The sequence below is a fragment of the Corynebacterium mendelii genome (assembly GCF_017307055.1).
Classification (GTDB): Bacteria; Actinomycetota; Actinomycetes; order Mycobacteriales; family Mycobacteriaceae; genus Corynebacterium; species Corynebacterium mendelii.
This window is the reverse complement of record NZ_JAFLEQ010000003.1, coordinates 1-20912: the sequence shown is the minus strand read 5'-3', so window position 1 is coordinate 20912 and position 20912 is coordinate 1. Positions and strand designations below refer to the sequence as shown.

Sequence of the window (20912 nt, the reverse complement as noted above, 5' to 3'; positions counted from 1 at the left end):
ACCGTCCCATACAGTGGGACACTGCGGGGTGGGTGCAGACCGGAGACCATCCGATGGCCTCCCACCGGTTCCGTTGGATGGATGCCCGGGGTGTGCGCCAGCCCACCGCAGCCACCGCCCGGGCGTCACCGGTGACGGTGTGGTGCGTATCGTGGGCGGGGACAGCCACGGGCGGGAGTCGCAGGCCCCGGTTGCTCTCCGACAGCCACCGGGCACATGGCCGAAACCACTGCCACCGCCGGCGGCTCCCCGCCCGACAGGGTTTGTCAACCACAACCGCACATCTTCATCACAAAGGACGGTAGTTTACCCGTGTCAGAGATCACATCAGTGCCGGTCACAGGCCATATCCCCCATGCCAGCTTCACCACCGAGATTCCGCAGGGCACCGACTGCCTGCTGGTGGCCTGTTTCACCGGTGAGGACGGACTCGAACTGGCGGGCACCGGGTTGTTCGACGATGAAGTCGACATCGAAATCTGGCGTCAGCTGGTCAATGTGGGTGCCACCGGCGCGAAAGAGGAATTGACTGTCGTGCCCGGATTGGAAGCCACCGGGGTGCCGACGGTGGCCGCCATCGGTTTGGGCGACAGCGATGATGTCGAGGAAGACACGCTGCGCCGCGCCGCCGGGGTCGCCGCCCGCGGTTTGAAAGGCTATGCCAGCGTGGCCACCACCATCGGCGCTTTCGGACTGGGTCCGGCGGTCGAGGGATTTGTCCTGGGCGGCTACCACTACCCCGGCTACCGGAAACAAGACGATTCGGCGACAGCGAAAAAACCGGTCGAGACAGTGGCGTTCATCCACACCGTCCAGGCCATCGCCGGGGAAACCGCCCCGGAGAAAAAACAGGCCAAAAAAGCCGAAAAAAAGGCCAAGGAAGTGTTTGTCCGGGCGCTGATCAACGCCGAACAGGTGTGTTTCGCCCGCGATCTGGTCAACACCCCGCCGCTGGATCTGTACCCGGCCTCCTATGCGGAAATCGCCAAAAAAGCCGCCAAAGCCGAGGGGCTGAAAGTGGAGGTTTTGGACTTCGAGGAGCTGAAAAAGAAAGGCTTCGGCGGCATTGTCGCCGTCGGCCAGGGTTCCTCCCGCAGCCCGCGGCTGGTGCGCATCAGCTACCAGCCGAAAAAAGCCACCACCACCGTCGCTCTGGTCGGCAAAGGCATCACCTTCGACACCGGCGGCATATCCCTCAAGCCGGGCGCCAATATGGATGCCATGACCAGTGACATGGCCGGTTCTGCCGCGGTGGTGGCCGCGGTGGTGGGTGCGGCCCGTTTGAAGCTGAACGTGGCGGTCACCGCCACGGTGCCGCTGGCCGAAAACATGCCCGGCGGCAGCGCCCAGCGACCCGGCGATGTGATCCGCCACTACGGCGGGGTGACCTCAGAGGTACTCAACACCGATGCGGAAGGCCGTCTGGTGCTCGCCGACGCGATTGCCCGGGCCTGCGAGGACAAGCCTGATTATCTGATTGAAACCGCCACCCTGACCGGCGCGCAGCTGGTCGCTTTGGGCACCCGCACCACCGGTGTGATGGGGTCGGATGATTTCCGTGACCGGGTTGCCGCCCACGGGCGCGCCGTCGGTGAAACAGCCTGGGCCATGCCGATTCCGGAAGAAGTGAAAAAGGATGTCTACTCCAGCGATATCGCCGATGTGCGCAATATCGCCAAGGCCCGCTGGGCCGGGATGCAGGCGGCCGGCGCCTACCTGGAAAAGTTCGTCGCCGACGGTGTCGAATGGACCCACCTGGATGTGGCGGGACCCGCCTACAACCAGGATTCCCCGTGGGGCTACAGCCCCAAACGCGCGACCGGCTGCCCGGTGCGCACCATTCTGGCCACCCTGGCCGATATCGCCGACAACGGCTGAACCGGCGGGTCCTTCTGTGAAAAACCCCGGCGGCCGGTCCGGGTGGTAACCGGCCACCGGGCCGCAGCTTGAAAAATATTCTTTCCCCCAACGCCCCGCCGGATCCGGCGGGGCGTTGGCTGTCCGCGCCCCGCACAGCGTGCCGATGCCCCACCAGGCCCCACAGCCGCAGTGGCCAGTGCCCACCACCGGACGCCGGGTTATGCAGTTTTCCCCGCTGGGCACACGGCTACGCCGTCACAACCGGTGCCGCCGACGATGGCATCGTGGACGTTGTCGTCGAGACAGCACGGAATTATTTTCTCCTGTCTGTCGGCCGGGCGGAGGCCACAAACACCACCCACCGGCTGCACAGTAACGCGCGGAACCTATGCAAGCAGCTCAACAACCCCTGGAATCCGCAAAGCCGGACCGCATAGCCCGGCCCACCCAAACAGAAAACACCGATCTATCGCGTGTGCTGCAGGCACCGGAATCCTGCCCGCCATCGGCGGGAAACTGCCGCCGGGTATGCACCCCTCATACCCACCCCGCCCGCTGACTGCCGTCCCCGGTGGGCCGGGGACGGGTGGACAACAGCGGCACACAGCACCCGCGGTGCGGGGGCCTTCCGGTGATGTCCAACGCGTGGTTCACACAGCCCCAGCCACCACCGGAAAACCCCATCCGGGGGTGGTGGGGGTGAAGTGCGCCCGCCTTATTCACTGCCCCCGTAGGGGTTTTTCCCCTCTTCGAAGCGGCGGCGGCGTTCCGCCGCTTCCGCCCGTTTGCGCAGGATCCGCTCCCGTTCAATGCGCTCGCGCATACGCTGCGGGTAGCCGGTTTCCTCCACGTCATAGATGGGGCAGGCCAGCTCAGCAGCCACAATGTCGATTCCTTTCGGCCCACCGATGGGACGGCGGATGAAATCACCGTTTTCATCGACGACAACGACACTCATCTCGTTGACGAGTGTCTCCGGTTCGACGAAAGCCTCCACGAAAGCTCTCCCCCGGGCCCAGTTGCGCAGGTCAAAAAGGTCATGGTCCCGGATCTTGCCACCCGGGCCACGCGGCGGGGCGAGGCCGTCTTTTTTCTTTCTGCCCTTGAGAAAATCAAACACGGGAAGTGATTCTATAAGGCCTAGGGGCACCGGTTGCCACCGCAACGACACATGCCGCCGGGCTAGACGGTAGTCTCAAATACTTGAGAGCCTTTTACGACACTTTTTCTTCTTTAGGAGTCAGACAACATGGCGCAATCCGTCGAGATGCCCGAATTGGGCGAATCCGTCACCGAGGGCACCATCACCCGGTGGTTGAAGCAGGTCGGTGACACCGTAGAAACCGACGAGCCGTTGCTCGAAGTCTCCACGGACAAAGTCGACACCGAAATTCCCTCCCCCGCGGCCGGCGTGATCCTGAAAATCATGTACGACGAGGATGACACCGTCGATGTGGGCGAAGTGATCTGTGAGATCGGTGAAGAAGACGAAGCCGGTGCAGCTGACTCGCCCGACGGCAGTGACGGTGATTCCGCCGACGAAGCCGACCAGCAGGAGCAGGACCCGCAGCCGTCGTCTGGCGGATCCGGGGAAACCACCGATGTGGAAATGCCGGAACTGGGCGAATCAGTCACCGAAGGCACCATTACCCGCTGGCTGAAATCCGTCGGCGACACCGTCGAGGTCGACGAGGCGCTGCTGGAGGTCTCCACCGACAAAGTCGACACCGAAGTCCCCTCCCCGGTGGCGGGCACCATCGTCGAGATACTCGCTGAAGAAGACGACACCGTCGACGTCGGCTCCGTGATCGTCCGCATCGGCGACCCGGACGCCCAACCCTCCTCCTCCGGCGACGACCAGCCGGAGAAAAAGGAAGAACCCGCCAAGGACGAGTCCGCCAAGGATGAGCCGAAGCAGGAAGAAGCTACCCCCACATCATCTGGCGGATCCGGGGAAACCACCGATGTGGAAATGCCGGAACTGGGCGAATCAGTCACCGAAGGCACCATTACCCGCTGGCTGAAATCCGTCGGCGACACCGTCGAGGTCGACGAGGCGCTGCTGGAGGTCTCCACCGACAAAGTCGACACCGAAGTCCCCTCCCCGGTGGCGGGCACCATCGTCGAGATACTCGCTGAAGAAGACGACACCGTCGACGTCGGCTCCGTGATCGTCCGCATCGGCGACCCGGACGCCGCGCCTTCATCCCCCTCCGGCGACGACCAGCCGGAAGAGGACAAGGAGGTTCCCTCCGAGGAAGCCATCAGGGAGTCCGAGTCCAAGGACGACAACGCCACTGTCGAACAGGCGAAAGAAGAAAAGCCGGCACAGCAGCCCAAGGAGGACTCCACGCCTGCGCCGAAGAAGAGTTCGTCCGGCTCTTCCGTGTATGTCACCCCGCTGGTGCGCAAACTGGCCGACAAGCACGGCGTTGATCTCGACACTGTCGAAGGCACCGGTATCGGTGGGCGTATCCGCAAGCAGGATGTGCTCGCCGCCGCTGAAGGTGGACAGGCCGCATCCGGTGATGCTTCTGCCGCTCAGCCCTCCGGCAAGTCCGCGTCCCGCGCATCGACCAAGCGGGTTGATCCGGAGAAGGCCAAACTGCGTGGCACCACCCAGAAGGTCAACCGTATCCGCGAGCTGACCGCGAAGAAGACCCTCGAGTCCCTGCACGGCGCAGCCCAGTTGACCCAGGTCCACGAAGTGGACATGACCGCGGTGGCCGAACTGCGCAAAGCCAACAAGCAGAAGTTCATCGACAAGCACGGGGTCAACCTCACCTACCTGCCGTTTTTCGCCAAGGCCATGGTCGAAGCCCTGGTGGCGCACCCCAATGTCAACGCCTCCTACAACGCGGAGACCAAGGAGATGACCTACCACGACAAGGTCAACCTGGGTATCGCCGTCGACACCGAAAACGGTCTGCTGTCCCCGGTCATCCACGACGCCCAGGACATGTCCCTGGTCGAGCTGGCCAAGGCGATTGTCGATATCGCCGAGCGCGCCCGCACCATGAAGCTCAAGCCGAATGATCTGTCCGGCGGCACCTTCACCATCACCAACATCGGCTCCGAAGGCGCACTGACCGACACCCCGATCCTGGTTCCGCCGCAGGCCGCCATGGTCGGTACGGGTGCGATCGTCAAACGCCCGGTCGTGATCACTGAAAACGGCAACGATGCCATCGCCATCCGCCAGATGGTGCTGCTGCCGATGACCTACGACCACCAGATCGTCGACGGCGCCGACGCCGGCCGGTTCATGACCACTGTCCGTGACCGTCTGGAAACCGCGGATTTCCTCGAGGATCTCGAACTCTAGGTTCCAACCGGTTGCACCGCTGACGCGACACCACCGCCCCGCCGGATCCCATCCGGCGGGGCGGTGCCGTCTTTCCGGCTCCCGGCGGGTTTCGTCCCTTTGCGGGTTTGGAAACACCCACGGCACCCAGCGGCGTCGTACCCTCCCCTGCCGGATGCGGGCACAGCTCGACGATAAGCCTCAGGGCGAACATGTCGGCGTGGCCGTTTTTCTCTGCCTCATCCTGTATACCCCCAACCAGTGACGCTTTGATAGTATCTAATTGTGTCCTGTGGGACGGGTACAGAAGTCGAGCACGTGCTTTTCGGCCCTGTTTTTCGGCCACGGCTTGTTCCCTGGCCATTTGGTCACATAATGCTTTTACTTAAGCTGAATAACTATGATTCGTCAGGGAAAGGATTACAATTAACTCCGTGATGATCGAACCCCCCACTCTCCCCAAGCGTTCCCGCCGTGCGGAAGAGATTATCGCTGTCGCACGGGAGCTGACCGAGGAAATCGGCTGGGAATCCCTGACTATGCGCATTCTGGCCGACCGTGTCGGTATCAAGGCACCGTCGCTGTACAAGCACACCGCCAACAAAGATGAACTTCGCGCACTGCTGACCATTGACTCGCTGCTCAATGTCGGCTACGCCATGTGGGCCACCGAACACGAGGACGGCAGCTACCGGCTGCGCGATCTGGTGATGACTTTCCGCCAGGCCGCCGTGTCCCACCCGGAGCTGTACCGGCTGGTGATGACCGGCTCGATTTCATGTGAAGCCCTGCAGAAAGGCCAGTGGCGCCAGCTGCTGGTGGAAACCTCCCAGTGGCTCAACGTTCCACTGTCCAGTATCGCCCCCAACCGCATGATCGCCTATGCGGTGTGGTCGTCGGCCTACGGTCTGGCGACATTGGAAACCAACCGCTCCCTCGATGACAGCGACGGGGAAGCCACCAAAGTGTGGAACACCCTCATCGACGTCTACGAGCCGCATTTCGAGGCCGCGCGCAAAGCCCGCGAAAACGACACGTCGCTGCACGCGGAAATCGACACCCTCCACTACCCCCTGGAGATCATCCCCCATCCGATGGAGGACACCGTCGGGGAGATATCCCCGCTGGACGGACTCGACTTCGACACTCCCGTGCCATTCCCGATGCCGGTGTTCTGACAGATCATCCGCCGGAAAAAGTTAAGCGCCCCGCCGGATTGCATGGGGTCCCCACCACAACCGCGGGCCTTGCCGCACCGGCTGTTGTCCCCGGCGATCGCACACCCGGCCAGTCCCCGCTCCGGCAGAGCCGGGGCGGTTGCTGTTTATCGGTGACGGCGCGGCTAGTCTTTGTCGGGTGAGCACCGCACCGCGCCAACCGTTTTTCCGCCCCGACCGCCCCATCCGCCGGGATTCGGAGCATAAGGTCACCCGTCGTTTTCTGGGCACAGTCGACTACCTGGATGCCTGGCGGATGCAGGCCGATTTGGCCGATCAACGTCACCGGGGGCATATCGGCGACACCTACCTGGTGCTGGAACACCCTTCGGTGTATACGGCGGGCAAAAGAACCCAGGACTCCGACCGGCCAACTGCCGGGCCGCAGTGCATCGATGTCGACCGTGGGGGCAGGATCACCTGGCACGGTCCCGGCCAGCTGGTGGTCTATCCGATTATTGCGTTGGCCGACCCGATCGATGTGGTCGACTATGTCCGCCGGGTGGAAGAAGCCCTGATCGTGGCGGTCCGCCGGGTCGGGTTGGCCGGGGCCGGACGCATCGACGGCCGGTCGGGGGTGTGGCTGAAAGCCGACGGGCAGTCCCGCCCGGACCGTAAAATCGCCGCCCTGGGGATCCGGGTCACCCATGGGGTGGCCATGCACGGGCTGGCATTGAACTGCACCAACACCCTCGAGTACTACAACTACATCGTGCCCTGCGGTATTGACGACGCGGCGGTGACAACCCTGTCACAGGAGCTGGGGCATCCGGTCACCTGTGAACAGATGGCCCCGCTGGTACTTGACGCCCTCGACGCCACACTGTCCGGCAGCATCACCGTGGCCGACCATACTCTGGGACACGCACCCGATCCCTGTGCCGGGCACCGGCGCGGGAGCCGCTGACATATCAGCGTGCCCAGACCCGCGCATGTGTATTAGACAGCCCGGCACAGCACCGTGCGGGGGCGGTGTCTGACTGCCATCGCCGGCGGGCACGGCCTCGCCGGGTTGAAGTGCCCGGGGGCTGTCACTGTAGGGTGGGGTCCGTGACTGCACCAGAAGGACGCCGACTGCTGCGCATCGAAGCGCGCAACAGCCAAACCCCCATCGAGAAAAAACCCCGGTGGATCCGGACGACCGCGAAAACCGGTCCCGAGTTCACGGACATGAAAAAACGTGTCTCCGGGGCGTCGCTGCACACAGTCTGCCAGGAAGCTGGCTGCCCGAACCTGCACGAGTGCTGGGAATCCAGGGAAGCCACGTTTTTGATCGGCGGGTCGATGTGTTCGCGCCGCTGCGACTTCTGCCAGATCGCCTCCGGGAAACCGGAGCCGCTGGACCGGGATGAACCCCGCCGCGTGGCAGAAAACATCCGCGAGATGGACCTCAACTACGCCACCATCACCGGGGTCACCCGCGATGACCTGGATGATGAGGGAGCCTGGCTGTATGCGGAAGTGGTGCGCAAAATCCACGAACTCAACCCGCATACCGGCGTGGAAAACCTCACCCCCGATTTCTCCGGGAAAAAAGACCTGCTGGACATTGTCTTCGAAGCCCGGCCGGAAGTGTTCGCGCACAATGTGGAGACCGTGCCACGGATTTTCAAGAAAATCCGTCCCGCCTTCCGCTATGACCGCTCCCTGGATGTCATCCGTGCCGCCCGCGACTACGGGCTGGTGACAAAGTCGAATCTGATCCTCGGCATGGGTGAAACCCCCAACGAGGTGGTCTCGGCGATGGAGGATCTGCACCAGGCCGGCTGCGATATTCTCACCATCACCCAGTACCTCCGGCCCGGCCCGCTCTACCATCCGATCGAACGGTGGGTGAAACCCGAGGAATTCGTCGACCATGCCACCGCAGCCACGGAGATGGGCTTCGCCGGTGTCATGTCCGGGCCGTTGGTGCGTTCCTCCTACCGGGCGGGCAGACTGTACGCCCAGGCCCTGGAGGCCCGCGGGGAGAAACTGCCGGACAATCTTTCCCACCTGGCGGAAACCACCAAGGGAACCACCGCCCAGGAAGCCTCCACACTGCTGGACAAATACGGCGCCTCCGAGGACACCCCGGTGACCAGTTTCGCCCGTAAAGCGCAGTAGCGGACGCCCGCCTCCCGGGCTTTCCCGGCAACCGGTGTGTTGCGCTTCATCGCCCGGCCGGAAGACAGCAACGGGGTGTGCAACCATAGCCGCCGCAGTCTCTGTCCGGGGCGGGGCACGAGGTGTTTGCCCCACCCCGCGGGAGCGGTTTTTCGGGGCGCGGCACAGCCTTCGGGATGGCGCATTGGGGTTGTGCGGCCGGTATTCGATATTGTTGGGGTTATGGCGACTATCGACAAGAAAGCCCTGAAGCAGCAGGAGAAGGAAGCCAAGCGCGCCAAGCGTGAGGCCACCAAACAGCGCTGGAAGCAGGTCTGGCAGGCGTTCCAGATGCAGCGCAAGGAAGACAAAGCGCTGCTACCGATTATGGCGGCGGCCTTTTTCGGCATCATCGCCGTGTTTGTGCTCTTCGGCTATCTGGTGTGGGGCGGCTGGACGATGGCCATCCCCGGTATTGCCTTCGGTTTGCTCGCGGCAATGTGGGTGTTTACCAAACGCCTGCAAAACACCGTCTACAAGCGGGCCGAGGGACAGGCTGGGGCGGCCGGGTGGGCGCTGCAGAACATGCGCTCCGGGGTGGGCATGGTGTGGAACACCAAAAACTCCGTTGCCGTGACCACCCACATGGATGCCGTCCACCGGGTGATCGGCAACTGCGGCATTGTCCTGGTCGGGGAAGGTTCCGAACACCGTGTCAGGCCGCTGATGGCCCAGCAGCGCAAGCGTTTCGCCCGGGTGGCCCCCACCACCCCGGTCTATGAACTGATGGCCGGTGACGGGGAAGACCAGATCCCGGTGAAGAAACTGCAGCGGGAACTGATGAAACTTCCCCGGGAGATGAAAAAGGACGAAACCTACAATCTCATCGCCCGTATTGAATCAATCGACAACACCCTGCCCGGCGGGCAGGCGGGTCTGCCGAAGGGGCCGATCCCCAAAGGCGCGAACCTGTCGGGCATGAACCGGCGGGCACGGCGCACCCAGGCCCGTCAAAAACGCGGCTAGGGCAAGTTAACACACCCCCTGTTGCACCGCGGCGCATGATCCGCCCCGCACCTTTCCCGCCGCACCCGGCTGCGGGACAGAGTCGGCGGCGCCCGCCGCGGTTTTTCACTGGTCGGCGATTTTTGCCGGCCACCACCTGCTAATCGTGACGTGGTGAAAAAACCAGACCATGACCATCAGTGTTTTTGATTTGATGCGGATCGGTGTCGGCCCGTCGTCATCCCACACCGTCGGCCCGATGATCGCCGGGCTGAACTTCGGCAGGCTGCTGCACGGCAAACTCCAGTCGATGCGCGGCGAGTGCCACCCGCAGGACCACGCTGTCACGGATCTGCCCAAAATTGCCGGGGCGGTGACCAGATCGACCGGTATCACCATCATTTTGTACGGTTCGCTGGCCGCCACCGGTGTCGGCCACGGAACATTGGCCGCCTGTCTGGCGGGCCTGGACGGTTTTGATCCCGCCACCCTCGACCCCGATGAGATGCAGGCCCGCATTGAGGTCATCCGGGCCACCAGAAGCGTCAACCTGGCCGGCGACGCCGGCTGCCCGGTTCCCTGCGGTTTCGAAGACATTATTTTGCGCCCCTTCGTCATCCGGACCATCCACACCAATGCGGTGACGTTTTCGGCTGTCCTTCCCGACGGGGAGGAATTCAAGGAAACCTATTATTCGATCGGCGGCGGATTCATCCGCACCAACGACGAGGTTGATACCTCCATCGGATTGCACGGGCCGTGGCTTTTTTCCTCCGGCCGCCAGCTGGTGGAACTGGCCGAAAAGCATGCGGTCAGCATCGCCGAGGTGCAGCGCCGCTGCGAGAAGTCACTGCTGGACGATGACGCGATCGATCAACGCCTCGACGCTCTGGCGGCCGCCATGGAGGCCTGCGCCCGCCGCGGGATCCGTTCCTCCGGGGTGTTGCCCGGTGGCCTGCAGGTGAAAAAGCGGGCCGGGGATTTCTACCGTTCCCTGCTCAAAGACGATCCCGGGATCACCGCCGAGTACGCCAATGACTGGGTGGATTTGGTGGCTTTGAGCGTCAACGAGGAAAACGCGGCCGGCGGACGGGTGGTCACCGCCCCCACCAACGGTGCGGCGGGCATTGTCCCGGCCGTCGGTTTCTACGCCCTCACATTCACCCCTGCGGGAAAACACGACCCGGTGGCGGCCCGGCGGCGCTATCTGCTGGCCTGCGGGGCGATTGGTTCGCTCTACAAGGAGCGGGCATCGATTTCCGGGGCCGAGGTCGGATGCCAGGGCGAGGTGGGTTCGGCCGCCTCCATGGCCGCCGCCGGTTTGGCTGAGGTGATGGGTGGCAGCCCGCGACAGGTGGCCAATGCCGCGGAAATCGCCATGGAGCATTCTTTGGGGCTGACCTGTGATCCGGTCGGTGGCCTGGTGCAGGTTCCCTGCATTGAACGCAATGCCATCAGCGCCTGCAAAGCCATCAACGCCGCCCGCATGGCGCTGCGCGGGGATGGCACCCACCGGGTCAGTCTCGACGAGGTGATAGAAACCATGCGGCAGACCGGCAAAGACATGTCCGACCGCTACAAGGAAACCTCCGGGGGAGGTTTGGCGACCACCGTGGCCCCGGTGGCCGTCAACGTTCCCGAGTGCTAGTGGGCTGGCTCGTTGCCCGGCGGGCACCCCTGTTTAAAATGATCTCCCATGACCGACCCGACTGCTTTTCCGACACGCGCCCGGCAGGTTCCGCCCGCGGTGTACCGGGGTGTGGTGATCGTCACCCTCATCGTTGCCGCGTACACGGTCTACGGGATAATCGACACCGTCATCGACGGCGTGCACCGTTTCAACGCCTACGGCTGGGCCTGGGAGGTGTTGGCCTGTCTGCTGGTGGCCGGATCGCTCTACATCACGTTCACCGTGGGCCGTACCCAGCGGGTGTCCCGGACTCTGCGGGATTCACTGTCCGGTCTGTTGATCGCCCAGGCGATTGTCATTTTCATCGCCGGTCAGGCCATCACCGCCGGTGTTGTCACCCTGGTCGTGGCAGCCGTGTTCTACGGGGTGCTGTCCTCCCCGATCAGGCTGTGGGTCGACGATCGCGTCGGCTACCGCCCACCGGCCGGCAGCGGCGATGGTGACCGCCCCCTGATCTAGCCGCGGCACTAGCCGAGGATCACCGCGGTGCGGGTCAACCGGTCGTGGATTCCGCGGCCATCGGAGTCGGTGATCACCGGCGGCAGCACCAGAAGTGTCAGTGCGGTGCGCACCACCGCCCGCCACAGACCGACCCGTTGATCGGGCTGGTCGACGCGGGCCACCCCCATTTTCATGATCGCCTGGCCGGGGGTGCGGGCAAACAGAACCACGGTGATCACCCCGATGACGAAATAGGCGACCATGGTGATCTCGTTGAACCGGCTGACCGCACCGTTGAAGGCGGCATCGGTCAACGACCGGTTGAAGAAATCACTGATGGCGAAACCACTGATGATCAGCGCCACCATCTGGGCGATCACCCAGTCGAGCAACAGTCCGCCGACCCGCCGCACAATACTGGCCAAACTGCCCGCACCGCGTTGCGGCAGCCCGATTTTCTCACCCGGCCACCGGGCCGGGCGGGTCGGGTCATCGTCACCTTCTCCGGCGAGCCGGGGGCCGTCAAGCCAACTGGAATCCCTGTCACGCATGGCACTAAATGTAGCCGGTGGCGGCCCCGCCCGCTTCCGGCGGGGCATACCGCCGCCGGTCGCCACCCCGTCGGCCCGCCACCGGGGTCAGCCGCCGCAACACCCCCGCAGCCGGGGTGGGGCAGCTTTTGGGATGTATTTGGCGTGTATTTATGGTCGGGCAATAGAAATTCGTCTAGATTGGGTGAAGGCCCGTGCACCGCGCGGCCGGTTCACTGGCGGTGTGATTTTTTCTTTCGTCTCACATTGCCTGCCCGCCGCGACGCCCCGGGAGCACGTTTCCCGGTGGTTGTAAGGCGTTGGCCGTGACCCACCACAACAAACAGAAAAAAAACAAACCCGGCCACGGCAGCCGGTTTCCCGCTGCCCACGACTGGAAAACACTGCAGAACAACACCCGTTGTTTTTCACCCGCAGGTTTTTCCACGCTCCCGGCCGCTAGGAGTCACCGTGTCATTGGAAAGCACCGAAGACGTCATCAAGTTCATCAAGGACAACGAGGTCGAGTTTGTCGACATCCGTTTCACCGACGTCCCCGGCATTGAGCAGCACTTCACCATTCCCGCGTCGATGTTCGACGAGGACGCCGTCGAGGAAGGCCTCGCCTTCGACGGTTCGTCGATCCGCGGCTTCACCACCATCGACGAATCCGACATGAACCTGCTGCCGGATCTGGCGACAGCGTGCATTGACCCGTTCCGTAAGGCGAAGACACTGAACATGAAGTTCTTCGTCCACGATCCGTTCACCCGTGAGGCGTTTTCCCGCGACCCCCGCAATGTCGCCCGCAAGGCCGAGGAATACCTGGCCTCCACCGGTATCGCCGACACCTGTTTTTTCGGTGCGGAAGCCGAGTTCTACATTTTCGACAAAGTCTCCTACGAAACCCAGGCGAATTCCGGTTTCTACCACCTGGATTCCATTGAGGGCTGGTGGAACCGCGGCGAGGAGGAAAACCTCGACGGTTCGCCGAACCTGGGCTACAAAAACCGCATGAAGGGCGGCTACTTCCCGGTCGCCCCCTACGACCACACCCAGGATCTGCGCGACGAGATGTGCCGCCACCTGGCCGCCTGCGGATTCGATCTGGAGCGCGCCCACCACGAGGTCGGCTCCGGCGGCCAGCAGGAAATCAACTACAAGTTCAACACCCTGCTGCATGCGGCCGATGATCTGCAGAGCTTCAAATACATCATCAAAAACACCGCTTTCCGCAACGGCAAGTCGGTGACCTTCATGCCCAAGCCGCTGGCCGGTGACAATGGTTCGGGTATGCACGCCCACCAGTCGCTGTGGAAAGACGGCAAGCCGCTGTTCCACGACGAGTCCGGCTACGCCGGCCTGTCGGATATCGCCCGCTACTACATTGGCGGCATTTTGCACCACGCCGGCGCGGTCCTGGCTTTCACCAATCCGACATTGAACTCCTACCACCGTCTGGTTCCCGGTTTCGAAGCCCCGATCAACCTGGTGTACTCGCAGCGCAACCGCTCTGCCGCAGTCCGCATCCCGATCACCGGTTCCAACCCGAAGGCCAAGCGCATTGAGTTCCGCGCACCCGACCCGTCGGGCAACCCCTACCTCGGTTTCGCCGCCATGATGCTGGCCGGTTTGGACGGTGTGAAAAACCGTATTGAACCCCACGCCCCGGTGGACAAGGACCTCTACGAGCTTCCCCCCGAGGAAGCCGCCTCGATTCCGCAGGCCCCGACCTCGCTGGAAGAATCACTGAAGGCACTGGGCGAGGACCACGACTTCCTCACCGAAGGTGACGTGTTCACCGAGGATCTCATCGACACCTACATCAAGTTCAAGTTCGACAACGAGATCGCCCCGGTCCGTCTGCGCCCCACCCCGCAGGAATTCGAAATGTACTACGACTGCTAGTCCGGTCCTTCGGCGGCGCGTCCCCCCCGGCGGCCGCCAAAATTCCTGGTCCACCGGCCCTTCCAGAACCTTTGACGGCGGTATCCCGTCCCCAAAGGCCTGACAGGGCCGGTGGTGGTTTCTTTGCCCGGCGCGGTGACGGTTCCTTGTTTCCCGCGGGTAGTTTTTTCTGCCCGCACCAGTCTTTCCCGCCGGGCGTGACACCACGTCCCATCCCGGTACTTTTTCCTGTCACAGTCCAGCCTGCTTGCCCGCACGGCCATTGCTCCCCCGTGCTGGGAAACGACCCACATCACCGCTACCCGTGTGGTTCACCCCGGTCGTCCGATGGTCAATGCGCCGGTGCGTGCCCTGTCGGCGGGCCTGGTGTGTTCACTGTGGAACAGGACCCTTCCCACCGGAAGCTGGTGGTGGAAGTCGATGGTGCTGGAGGTGAATGTCGGCGGTTTTTCGCCCCTGCTGTTCATCGCCGCGGATCTTCTGCCCGGCGGGGCCGCAATTGTCGCCAACACCGCTCCCCGGGTGGTGATGGCCCTGTCGCCGCTGCGGGGCCGCCGGGTTCATGCGGTTGAGGTTGCTGCCGGATGTATGGCTGTGACCGGGGTGGCGGCACTGGTGCCGCCATCCAGCGGCGCAACCGACGGCTGACCGGGGTTTACGTGACCGGTTTTTCCTCACCTGTGTCCTCCGGCGGCGATCACTGCCCGGCCCCGCAGGGTGGTTGCCGTATCGTGGTCGGTTGGGGCGTGCCGGACAATCCGCCCCCGTATGTCGCCGAGTTCGTTTTTTAAGGATGATGCTTCGACCATGACCAGCTTCCATGATCTTGCCGCCACCCGCCGGGCCAACCGGTCGTTTACCGGCGAACCGGTCGACGAGAAGGTGCTGGACCGGATTTGCGCCACCGCCCTGGAGGCGCCCAGCGCCTTCAACACCCAGATGCGGGATCTGGTGGTGGTGCGTGACGAGACCGTCAAAAAGGCCCTTGTCGCCGCCTCCGGGCAGCAGCAGTTCCTTGATGCGCCGGTGGTGTTGGTGGCTGTCGGTTTCACCGGTGCCCTGCCGCCGGATGCCGATGAGCTTTTTCCGCGGGCCAAGCAGGATTTCATCACCGGGTTTTACGCCCAGCGCAATAACCCGCACACCCTGCGTGAGCATGCCCTGCGCGGGGCGATGCTGCTGGCGTCGTTCGCCATGATGGCCGCCACCGAGGAAGGCCTGGCCACCTGTCCGACCACCGGCTGGGATGAACAGGGTGTCAAGCAGGCCATCGGTTTGGGCGACCGTGATGATGCGGTCATCGCTTTGCTGGTCACCGTCGGCCACAGCGACACTGTCCCGCCGCATCCGGGCCGCCAGGCCAACCGCCGCGTCGACGACAGCTACTGAGTCTCTGCTTTTTCCGTGTCTTCACACAGTACAGGCTGGTGGCAACCATGCGTATCGACAGTTTCACCTGGAGCAGAAAACCCGTCAACCAGGACGGTATGGCCACCGGTGAGCGGATATTCGCCGTCTGTGACGGGGTCACCCCGCTGGCCTCGGATGCGGCCGGCCCATCAGCGGTGGCCGACTATGCACACACCCTGGCCGATGCCCTGACCTCCTGCCCGGTGGGCAGCATCACCATGCAGGGGATGCGCGGCCACCTACAGCAGGCACTGGACCGGGCCAGCGCTGCCACCGGCGGCAGCGGTGCCCAGTCCACCATGGCGCTTGTCACCTGGGATGACTCGAAGCTGGGGGTGGCGGTGTGCGGGGATTCACCGGTGGTCATCGACCGTGCCGGACAGATCACGGTGCTGAGCGATCCGCTGTTTTCCACCGGATTCTGGGATCTTCCCGCAGCCGACAGGCGGCGGATATGCGCCGGATGCGGTGACATCACCGACCTCTACACCCGGCTGCATGAAGACAGTGTCAGCGAACGCGCCACCCGCAACCGGCCGGGTGGGCGCTGGATTGCCGCGTCCGGGGTCGATTCCCGTGCAGTGGCTGCCGTAGCCCGGGTTGTGGTGGTGCCGCTGGCGGGAATCGACCGGGTGGCGGCCATGAGCGACGGCATGCAGGTGCCGGTGGAGCATCTGTGCCTGGCCGGTTACGGCGATATTCTTTTTGCCTGCGGACACGGCAGCCTCGGCCGGCTGCACCAGCGGGCCGACAGCCTGGAGTTGGCTGATCCGCACAGACGCACCCACCCCCGCCCGTCACACCGTGACGATGCCACCATCATCATGGCGAGCATGGGCCCGCCGGCCCACTGACCCAGACTGCCCGCCTTGTTGGGCAGCCGCGACAAAAAGGACACCACCATGGCACAGACAATCATCTACGACTGTGATCCGGGACGCGACGACGCGATCGCCCTGATGCTGGCGGTCGGGGATCCGCGCCTCGATCTTGCGGCGGTCACCACCGTCGGCGGCAACCTGCCGCTTGCGGGGGCCACCGCCAACGCCCTGGATCTGCTGGCTGCGCTCGGCGCCGGTGACATACCGGTGTATGCGGGTGCCGGCAAACCCCTCGTTGCCGATCTGGTCACCGCCCCGGCCGTCCACGGGTGCGGCGGCCTGGACGGGGTGGACCACAACAGCGCCCTGGCCCCCTGCCCCGGTCACGCCGCCGCGGTGATCGCCCGGCGCATCATGGAATCGGATCCCGGCACAATCACACTGGTGGCCACCGGCCCGTTGACCAACCTCGCCCTGGCCGTTGAACTGGAACCGGCGATCGCCCACCGGGTCAACAACGTGGTCATCATGGGCGGCGGCTACCACACCGGCAACTGCACCCCGGTGGCGGAATTCAACATCCACACCGACCCGGAAGCAGCCGCCATGGTTTTCCGGGCCGACTGGCCGGTTGTCATGCTGGGACTGGATGTCACCCACCAGGCAACGGTGGATGACCGCACCCAGGCCATGCTGACCGCCGCGGGCACGTCGGCGGCGGTGTGCGCCGGAAAAATCATGTCCGCCTACCGGACCGCCTACCGGGGACAGTCGGCAATGCCGCATCCGCCCATCCATGATCTGTGCGCGGTGGCCTATGCGGCCGATCCGACACTGTTTGACAGTGTGCACGCCCCGGTGGCGGTGGAACTCACGGGCAGCCTCACCCGCGCCATGACGGTGGTCGATTTCCGGCCCACCGCCCCGGTCAACCACCGGCACACGGTGGTCACAGGAGTCGACAACAGCCGACTGTTCGCCACCCTGCGCGAGGCGCTGGGGCGGCTGCCCTAGGTCGGGAAAAGACACGCTACCGCACGAAACCGTGCCACCCCCGGCACAGGAGTGACAAAAACAACCGCCGGGCTCCTCCCCGCACCCCCAAGTGCAGCAGATTGGATAATTTGACGGCGTGCCAACACCGGTGACTAAAGTCATACCTGTGACCGATTCCCCCACCCGGGCTGAAACCCACCGCATCACCCCGGCAGCGCTGGTTGTCTGGCTGGCGGCACTGGCCATCTATGTGGTGGCAGTGACCGGCCGCACGTCGTTCGGTGTCGCTTCCGTCGGCGCCATGAGACACTTCACGGTCACGGCCTCCCAGGTGGCGGTGTTCACCGCCGTGCAGGTCGGCGTCTATGCCGCCGCGCAAATTCCCGCCGGAATCCTCATCGACAAATTCGGGCCGAAGAAAATGCTGCTGGTCGGGGCGGCGGTCATGGCTGTGGGTCAGGTGGTGCTGGGGATCACCGGCCACTACGGGGTGGCCGTCGGGGCGCGGGTGTTGATCGGTGCCGGGGACGCCACCGCCTTTTTGTCGGTCATGCGTCTTCTTCCGGCCTGGTTCCCACTGCAGAAAGCACCACTTTTCACCCAGCTGACCAGCGCTGTCGGCCAGTTGGGCCAGTTTTTGTCCGCCGTGCCCTTCGCCTGGTCGTTGAGCCGCTTCGGCTGGAGCATGTCGTTTGTGTCGTTGGGGGCGGTGGGCATTCTGGTGGCTGCCGCGGCAGCGTGTGTGCTGGCCGATGAGCCACCGCACGCGGCGCAGCCGGCCGACCCGGCTGCACGCACCCGCCCCAGCACAATCGCGCCGTTCCCGGCGTTTGTGCAGGCGGTGAAAAACCCGGTGTGCTGGACGGCGTTTTTCACCCACTTTTCCGGACTGTCCTTCCAGCTGGTGTTCACCCTGCTGTGGGGTATGCCGCTGATGGAGCTGGGCATGGGATTGTCCCCGCAGCAAATATCTTCTGTGCTGGTGGTCAATATGGTTGTCAATGTGGTCACCGGCCCGGTCATCGGTGTGGCCAGCGCCCGGCTGGGTGGCCGCCGGTGGATGCTGGTTGTGGCAGGCCCGGCAAGCACCGTGGTGTTGTGGCTGTGGTTTCTCTCCTCCACCGGACCCCGCGGCTTTGCCGCCCTGATGCTGGTCAATGTGGTTATGGCAACATTCGCGCCGGTGTCGAATCTGGGGTTTGACACGGTGCGGGAAAACGTCGACCGGCGGATTCTGGCGACCGCCACCGGGCTTGCCAACACCGGTGGTTTCACCGCCTCCATGATCGCCGCCCAGGTCATGGGTTATGTGCTCGACTATTCCTCGGCCGGATCAACCGGCTACCAGTGGGCCGATTTCCGTCTGGCCTACTATGCCGGTGCCGTGCTGTGGGCGGTGGGCATGACCGGCTACGGGCTGGCGCGCTTTAAAGCCCGGCACATCATCTCCGCCCCGCCCAAGGTTCACGCGGCCCACGGCACGGGCGGCGAGGCGCACTGACGCGGGAACAAAACGACATCGCGCCGCGACACGGGCGCCGCCGCCGTTGCCGATCCCCGCAGCTCACCAGGCGCCCGGGCAGCGGTCAACCGGATGGGTGCCCTACAGTGGTAAGCCCCGCCTGCCGTCCCATAGTTTTTCTTCACCGGGCGGCATGGCCGGGTATTCCCCCGAAGTTTTCTGTTTGAAAAAAAGGACCACTGACATGGACAACCTCTACACCGTTTCCGCAACTTCCACCGGCGGTGGCCGTGACGGCCACGTCGCCTCCAGCGACAACCAGATTGATTTTGATGTCCGCCCGCCGAAACAGCTGGGTGGCCAGGGTGGCGCCGCCAACCCGGAGTCGCTGTTTGCCGCGGCCTACGCCACCTGTTTCCACGGCGCCCTGAAACTGGTCGCTGGCGAAGCCTCAGCCACCACCGACGGCTCCACCGTCGAATGCGAGGTCACTCTCGGCAAGGATGACTCCGGTTTCGGTCTGGCCGCCGTGATTTCGGTCCACATCCCGGATATGCCGCTGGACAAGGCACAGCAGCTGGCCGACCGGGCCCACCAGGTGTGCCCCTACTCCAAGGCCACCCGCGGCAATATCGACGTCACCGTCACCGCCGTCGAAGGCTAGGGGTTTTTCACCCCCGCAACCGGTGACGGTTGGCGCAAAAGACACGAAACAACCGGCCCGCGCACGGTGTAGGCGGAGTTTTTGAAAACTCTGCCGGCACTGCTTGGACGGGCCGGTTGCCGCATTTTCCGTCTGCCACCCGTCCCGGCGGCAGCTGTCCCCCGGGACGGGGCGGCACATGCACCGGGCGCATCGTGGGCCGGGCACCAGGTCACTGACGACGGATCGCCGGGCTAGGTCTCATCCGGGGCGGATCCGGGAGCACCGTCGTCGCTGCCGGAATCGGTGGGGTTGTCCTGCCCGGGGTTCGGGTGCTGCTGGTCTTCCCGCAGTTTCCGGATACGGCGGACATCGTCCAAATCATCGACGCTGTCTTCGGCCCTGTCGGGCTCGGGTTCGCCCGGGGTAACGAATTCACCGTAGCTGTGGGACTGACGGGGCCTGCTGGCACTGCCGCCTGCGGGACGTGTGCCACGCGGACGACCACTCCCACCGACGTCACCGGCACCGGATGTGGCGGGGCCGAAGAATGTGTCCAGGGCCTGGCCTATCGCATCGGTGACTGACTGGCCCATGTGGCCGAAACGCTGCCCCAGGCTTTCGTCCGGATATCCCGGGTGTGCCGCGCCGCCGTCGCGTCTGCGCTGGGTGTCGCCGTCACCGCCGTCACGCTGTGCCGCATCCGCCGGGCCGCTGCTGCTGTCACCGGCACCACCACCTGTTCCGGCGTCCGGGGCCGGGGTGGCGCCACCGGGGGCGGTGTCTCCGGGGCGGGAAGAAAGGAAAGTGTCCAGATAACTGATGGCGTCACTGAGCCGGTCACGGTAGCGGTCGGCCGGCCCGCCGGCCGCCAGATCCTCGAGGAATCGTTTCATCCGCAGCACGTCCCCGATCGGGTAGCCACCGGTGGTCTGCTGCTGTTGCGGCCGGGTGGGGTGGGGCGCCCGGCTAGCCGCGGGATCAATCTCGACCGAGGCGGAAAGCTCACCGCCGTCGATATTCATCCCGGTGATTCTCGCCCCCGGGATCGAGCGGAGCGCATCGGTGAAAGCGGCCAGTTCCGGAAAATCGTAGCTGGTCAAATCGGCGTGAACTGTAAAGCGCATGACAGAAACATCCTGTGGGTTGTCGTGGGATTTTTCCCTGCTGCGGCCACCGTTTCGGCCACCACATCACGGGTTCACCGCCCAGCCTACGGATCAACCGCCCATCCAGCGGCATGCCCTCAGCGAACATCCCGGGTTACCTGCCGGGGCACAGCAGTTTGCGCCGGTGGCTAAAAAAGACAAACGGCACGTCCGCTGACGGGGCAAGCGGACGTGCCGGTGCGGCGGGAGCTGTCTTCCCGTGCTTGTGGAGTGGGCCACCCGGCTGCCGCCCGGGGCTGCGGGCACCGCTTCACCGGTGGTGGCCCGGTGTTTTTTCGCCTTGAACCGCAAGGCTTACAGCGCGTGGTCTGCTGTGTGGGTTCGTCCCAGGTCGGCGAAGACATTGAAGTTCATCACGAACGCGTCCCCGG

At 64.3% G+C, this 20912-nt stretch carries 18 protein-coding genes; 15 read left to right on the top strand and 3 right to left on the bottom strand.

Features of this window, described 5'->3' with window-relative positions; translation table 11 throughout:
• The first annotated feature begins 312 nt into the window (after positions 1–312).
• Positions 313–1878 (top strand): leucyl aminopeptidase, encoded by a 1566-nt coding sequence (locus JZY06_RS00200; protein ID WP_330616982.1) that lies wholly within the window; start codon positions 313–315, stop codon positions 1876–1878.
• Between the two features lie 697 nt (positions 1879–2575).
• Here JZY06_RS00200 and JZY06_RS00195 read toward each other — a convergent pair.
• Positions 2576–2980, bottom strand: a complete 405-nt coding sequence (locus JZY06_RS00195) for an oxidoreductase (RefSeq protein ID WP_207117474.1) — start codon at positions 2978–2980, stop codon at positions 2576–2578.
• A gap of 129 nt (positions 2981–3109) precedes the next feature.
• Here JZY06_RS00195 and sucB point away from each other — a divergent pair, with 129 nt between their 5' ends.
• The 7 genes from sucB (at position 3110) to JZY06_RS00160 (ending at position 11620) form a co-directional block, all read left to right on the top strand.
• The gene (sucB, locus tag JZY06_RS00190; RefSeq protein ID WP_207117473.1) at positions 3110–5185 is read left to right on the top strand and encodes a 2-oxoglutarate dehydrogenase, E2 component, dihydrolipoamide succinyltransferase; all 2076 of its coding nucleotides are present in this window, start codon (positions 3110–3112) and stop codon (positions 5183–5185) included.
• A gap of 416 nt (positions 5186–5601) precedes the next feature.
• Entirely contained in the window at positions 5602–6342 is a 741-nt protein-coding gene (locus JZY06_RS00185) for a TetR/AcrR family transcriptional regulator (RefSeq protein ID WP_242516457.1), read from the top strand.
• Positions 6343–6520: 178 nt separating this feature from the next.
• Positions 6521–7288 carry a lipoyl(octanoyl) transferase LipB gene (gene lipB / locus JZY06_RS00180; protein WP_207117471.1) on the top strand — a complete coding sequence of 256 codons (768 nt, stop codon included), beginning with the start codon at positions 6521–6523 and terminating at the stop codon, positions 7286–7288.
• A 143-nt stretch (positions 7289–7431) separates the two neighbouring features.
• On the top strand, positions 7432–8487 hold the full coding sequence (lipA, locus tag JZY06_RS00175) for a lipoyl synthase (RefSeq protein ID WP_330616981.1): 1056 nt from the start codon (positions 7432–7434) through the stop codon (positions 8485–8487).
• A gap of 222 nt (positions 8488–8709) precedes the next feature.
• Positions 8710–9492 carry a DUF4191 domain-containing protein gene (locus tag JZY06_RS00170; RefSeq protein WP_207117469.1) on the top strand — a complete coding sequence of 261 codons (783 nt, stop codon included), beginning with the start codon at positions 8710–8712 and terminating at the stop codon, positions 9490–9492.
• Between the two features lie 169 nt (positions 9493–9661).
• Positions 9662–11119: an L-serine ammonia-lyase gene (locus JZY06_RS00165; RefSeq protein WP_207117468.1), complete on the top strand. Its 1458-nt coding sequence runs from the start codon at positions 9662–9664 to the stop codon at positions 11117–11119.
• Positions 11120–11167: 48 nt separating this feature from the next.
• Positions 11168–11620, top strand: a complete 453-nt coding sequence (locus JZY06_RS00160; protein WP_207117467.1) for a hypothetical protein — start codon at positions 11168–11170, stop codon at positions 11618–11620.
• A gap of 8 nt (positions 11621–11628) precedes the next feature.
• Here the strand turns inward: JZY06_RS00160 and JZY06_RS00155 are convergent, their stop codons facing one another.
• The gene (locus tag JZY06_RS00155; protein ID WP_207117466.1) at positions 11629–12153 is read right to left on the bottom strand and encodes an RDD family protein; all 525 of its coding nucleotides are present in this window, start codon (positions 12151–12153) and stop codon (positions 11629–11631) included.
• A 450-nt stretch (positions 12154–12603) separates the two neighbouring features.
• Between JZY06_RS00155 and glnA the strand changes: the two genes are divergently transcribed.
• The 7 genes from glnA (at position 12604) to JZY06_RS00120 (ending at position 19393) form a co-directional block, all read left to right on the top strand.
• Positions 12604–14040, top strand: coding sequence for a type I glutamate--ammonia ligase (gene glnA, locus JZY06_RS00150; RefSeq protein ID WP_207117465.1), 1437 nt, complete (start codon positions 12604–12606; stop codon positions 14038–14040).
• A 306-nt stretch (positions 14041–14346) separates the two neighbouring features.
• Positions 14347–14688, top strand: a complete 342-nt coding sequence (locus tag JZY06_RS00145; RefSeq protein WP_207117464.1) for a hypothetical protein — start codon at positions 14347–14349, stop codon at positions 14686–14688.
• A gap of 159 nt (positions 14689–14847) precedes the next feature.
• The gene (locus tag JZY06_RS00140) at positions 14848–15429 is read left to right on the top strand and encodes a nitroreductase family protein (protein WP_207117463.1); all 582 of its coding nucleotides are present in this window, start codon (positions 14848–14850) and stop codon (positions 15427–15429) included.
• A 47-nt stretch (positions 15430–15476) separates the two neighbouring features.
• On the top strand, positions 15477–16304 hold the full coding sequence (locus tag JZY06_RS00135; protein WP_207117462.1) for a PP2C family serine/threonine-protein phosphatase: 828 nt from the start codon (positions 15477–15479) through the stop codon (positions 16302–16304).
• A 48-nt stretch (positions 16305–16352) separates the two neighbouring features.
• Positions 16353–17285 (top strand): nucleoside hydrolase, encoded by a 933-nt coding sequence (locus JZY06_RS00130; protein ID WP_207117461.1) that lies wholly within the window; start codon positions 16353–16355, stop codon positions 17283–17285.
• A 148-nt stretch (positions 17286–17433) separates the two neighbouring features.
• The gene (locus JZY06_RS00125) at positions 17434–18768 is read left to right on the top strand and encodes an MFS transporter (RefSeq protein ID WP_330616980.1); all 1335 of its coding nucleotides are present in this window, start codon (positions 17434–17436) and stop codon (positions 18766–18768) included.
• A gap of 205 nt (positions 18769–18973) precedes the next feature.
• Positions 18974–19393, top strand: coding sequence for an organic hydroperoxide resistance protein (locus tag JZY06_RS00120; protein ID WP_207117460.1), 420 nt, complete (start codon positions 18974–18976; stop codon positions 19391–19393).
• A 233-nt stretch (positions 19394–19626) separates the two neighbouring features.
• Here the strand turns inward: JZY06_RS00120 and JZY06_RS00115 are convergent, their stop codons facing one another.
• The gene (locus JZY06_RS00115; protein ID WP_207117459.1) at positions 19627–20499 is read right to left on the bottom strand and encodes a hypothetical protein; all 873 of its coding nucleotides are present in this window, start codon (positions 20497–20499) and stop codon (positions 19627–19629) included.
• Between the last annotated feature and the right edge of the window lie 413 nt (positions 20500–20912).

Excerpts from the sequence above, each read along its gene's own strand:
- sucB (WP_207117473.1), top strand. The coding sequence starts at position 3,110 with ATGGCGCAATCCGTCGAGATGCCCGAATTGGGCGAATCCGTCACCGAG.
- JZY06_RS00185 (WP_242516457.1), top strand. The coding sequence starts at position 5,602 with ATGATCGAACCCCCCACTCTCCCCAAGCGTTCCCGCCGTGCGGAAGAG.
- JZY06_RS00170 (WP_207117469.1), top strand. The coding sequence starts at position 8,710 with ATGGCGACTATCGACAAGAAAGCCCTGAAGCAGCAGGAGAAGGAAGCC.
- JZY06_RS00165 (WP_207117468.1), top strand. The coding sequence starts at position 9,662 with ATGACCATCAGTGTTTTTGATTTGATGCGGATCGGTGTCGGCCCGTCG.
- JZY06_RS00160 (WP_207117467.1), top strand. The coding sequence starts at position 11,168 with ATGACCGACCCGACTGCTTTTCCGACACGCGCCCGGCAGGTTCCGCCC.
- JZY06_RS00155 (WP_207117466.1), bottom strand. The coding sequence starts at position 12,153 with ATGCGTGACAGGGATTCCAGTTGGCTTGACGGCCCCCGGCTCGCCGGA.
- JZY06_RS00140 (WP_207117463.1), top strand. The coding sequence starts at position 14,848 with ATGACCAGCTTCCATGATCTTGCCGCCACCCGCCGGGCCAACCGGTCG.
- JZY06_RS00135 (WP_207117462.1), top strand. The coding sequence starts at position 15,477 with ATGCGTATCGACAGTTTCACCTGGAGCAGAAAACCCGTCAACCAGGAC.
- JZY06_RS00130 (WP_207117461.1), top strand. The coding sequence starts at position 16,353 with ATGGCACAGACAATCATCTACGACTGTGATCCGGGACGCGACGACGCG.
- JZY06_RS00120 (WP_207117460.1), top strand. The coding sequence starts at position 18,974 with ATGGACAACCTCTACACCGTTTCCGCAACTTCCACCGGCGGTGGCCGT.
- JZY06_RS00115 (WP_207117459.1), bottom strand. The coding sequence starts at position 20,499 with ATGCGCTTTACAGTTCACGCCGATTTGACCAGCTACGATTTTCCGGAA.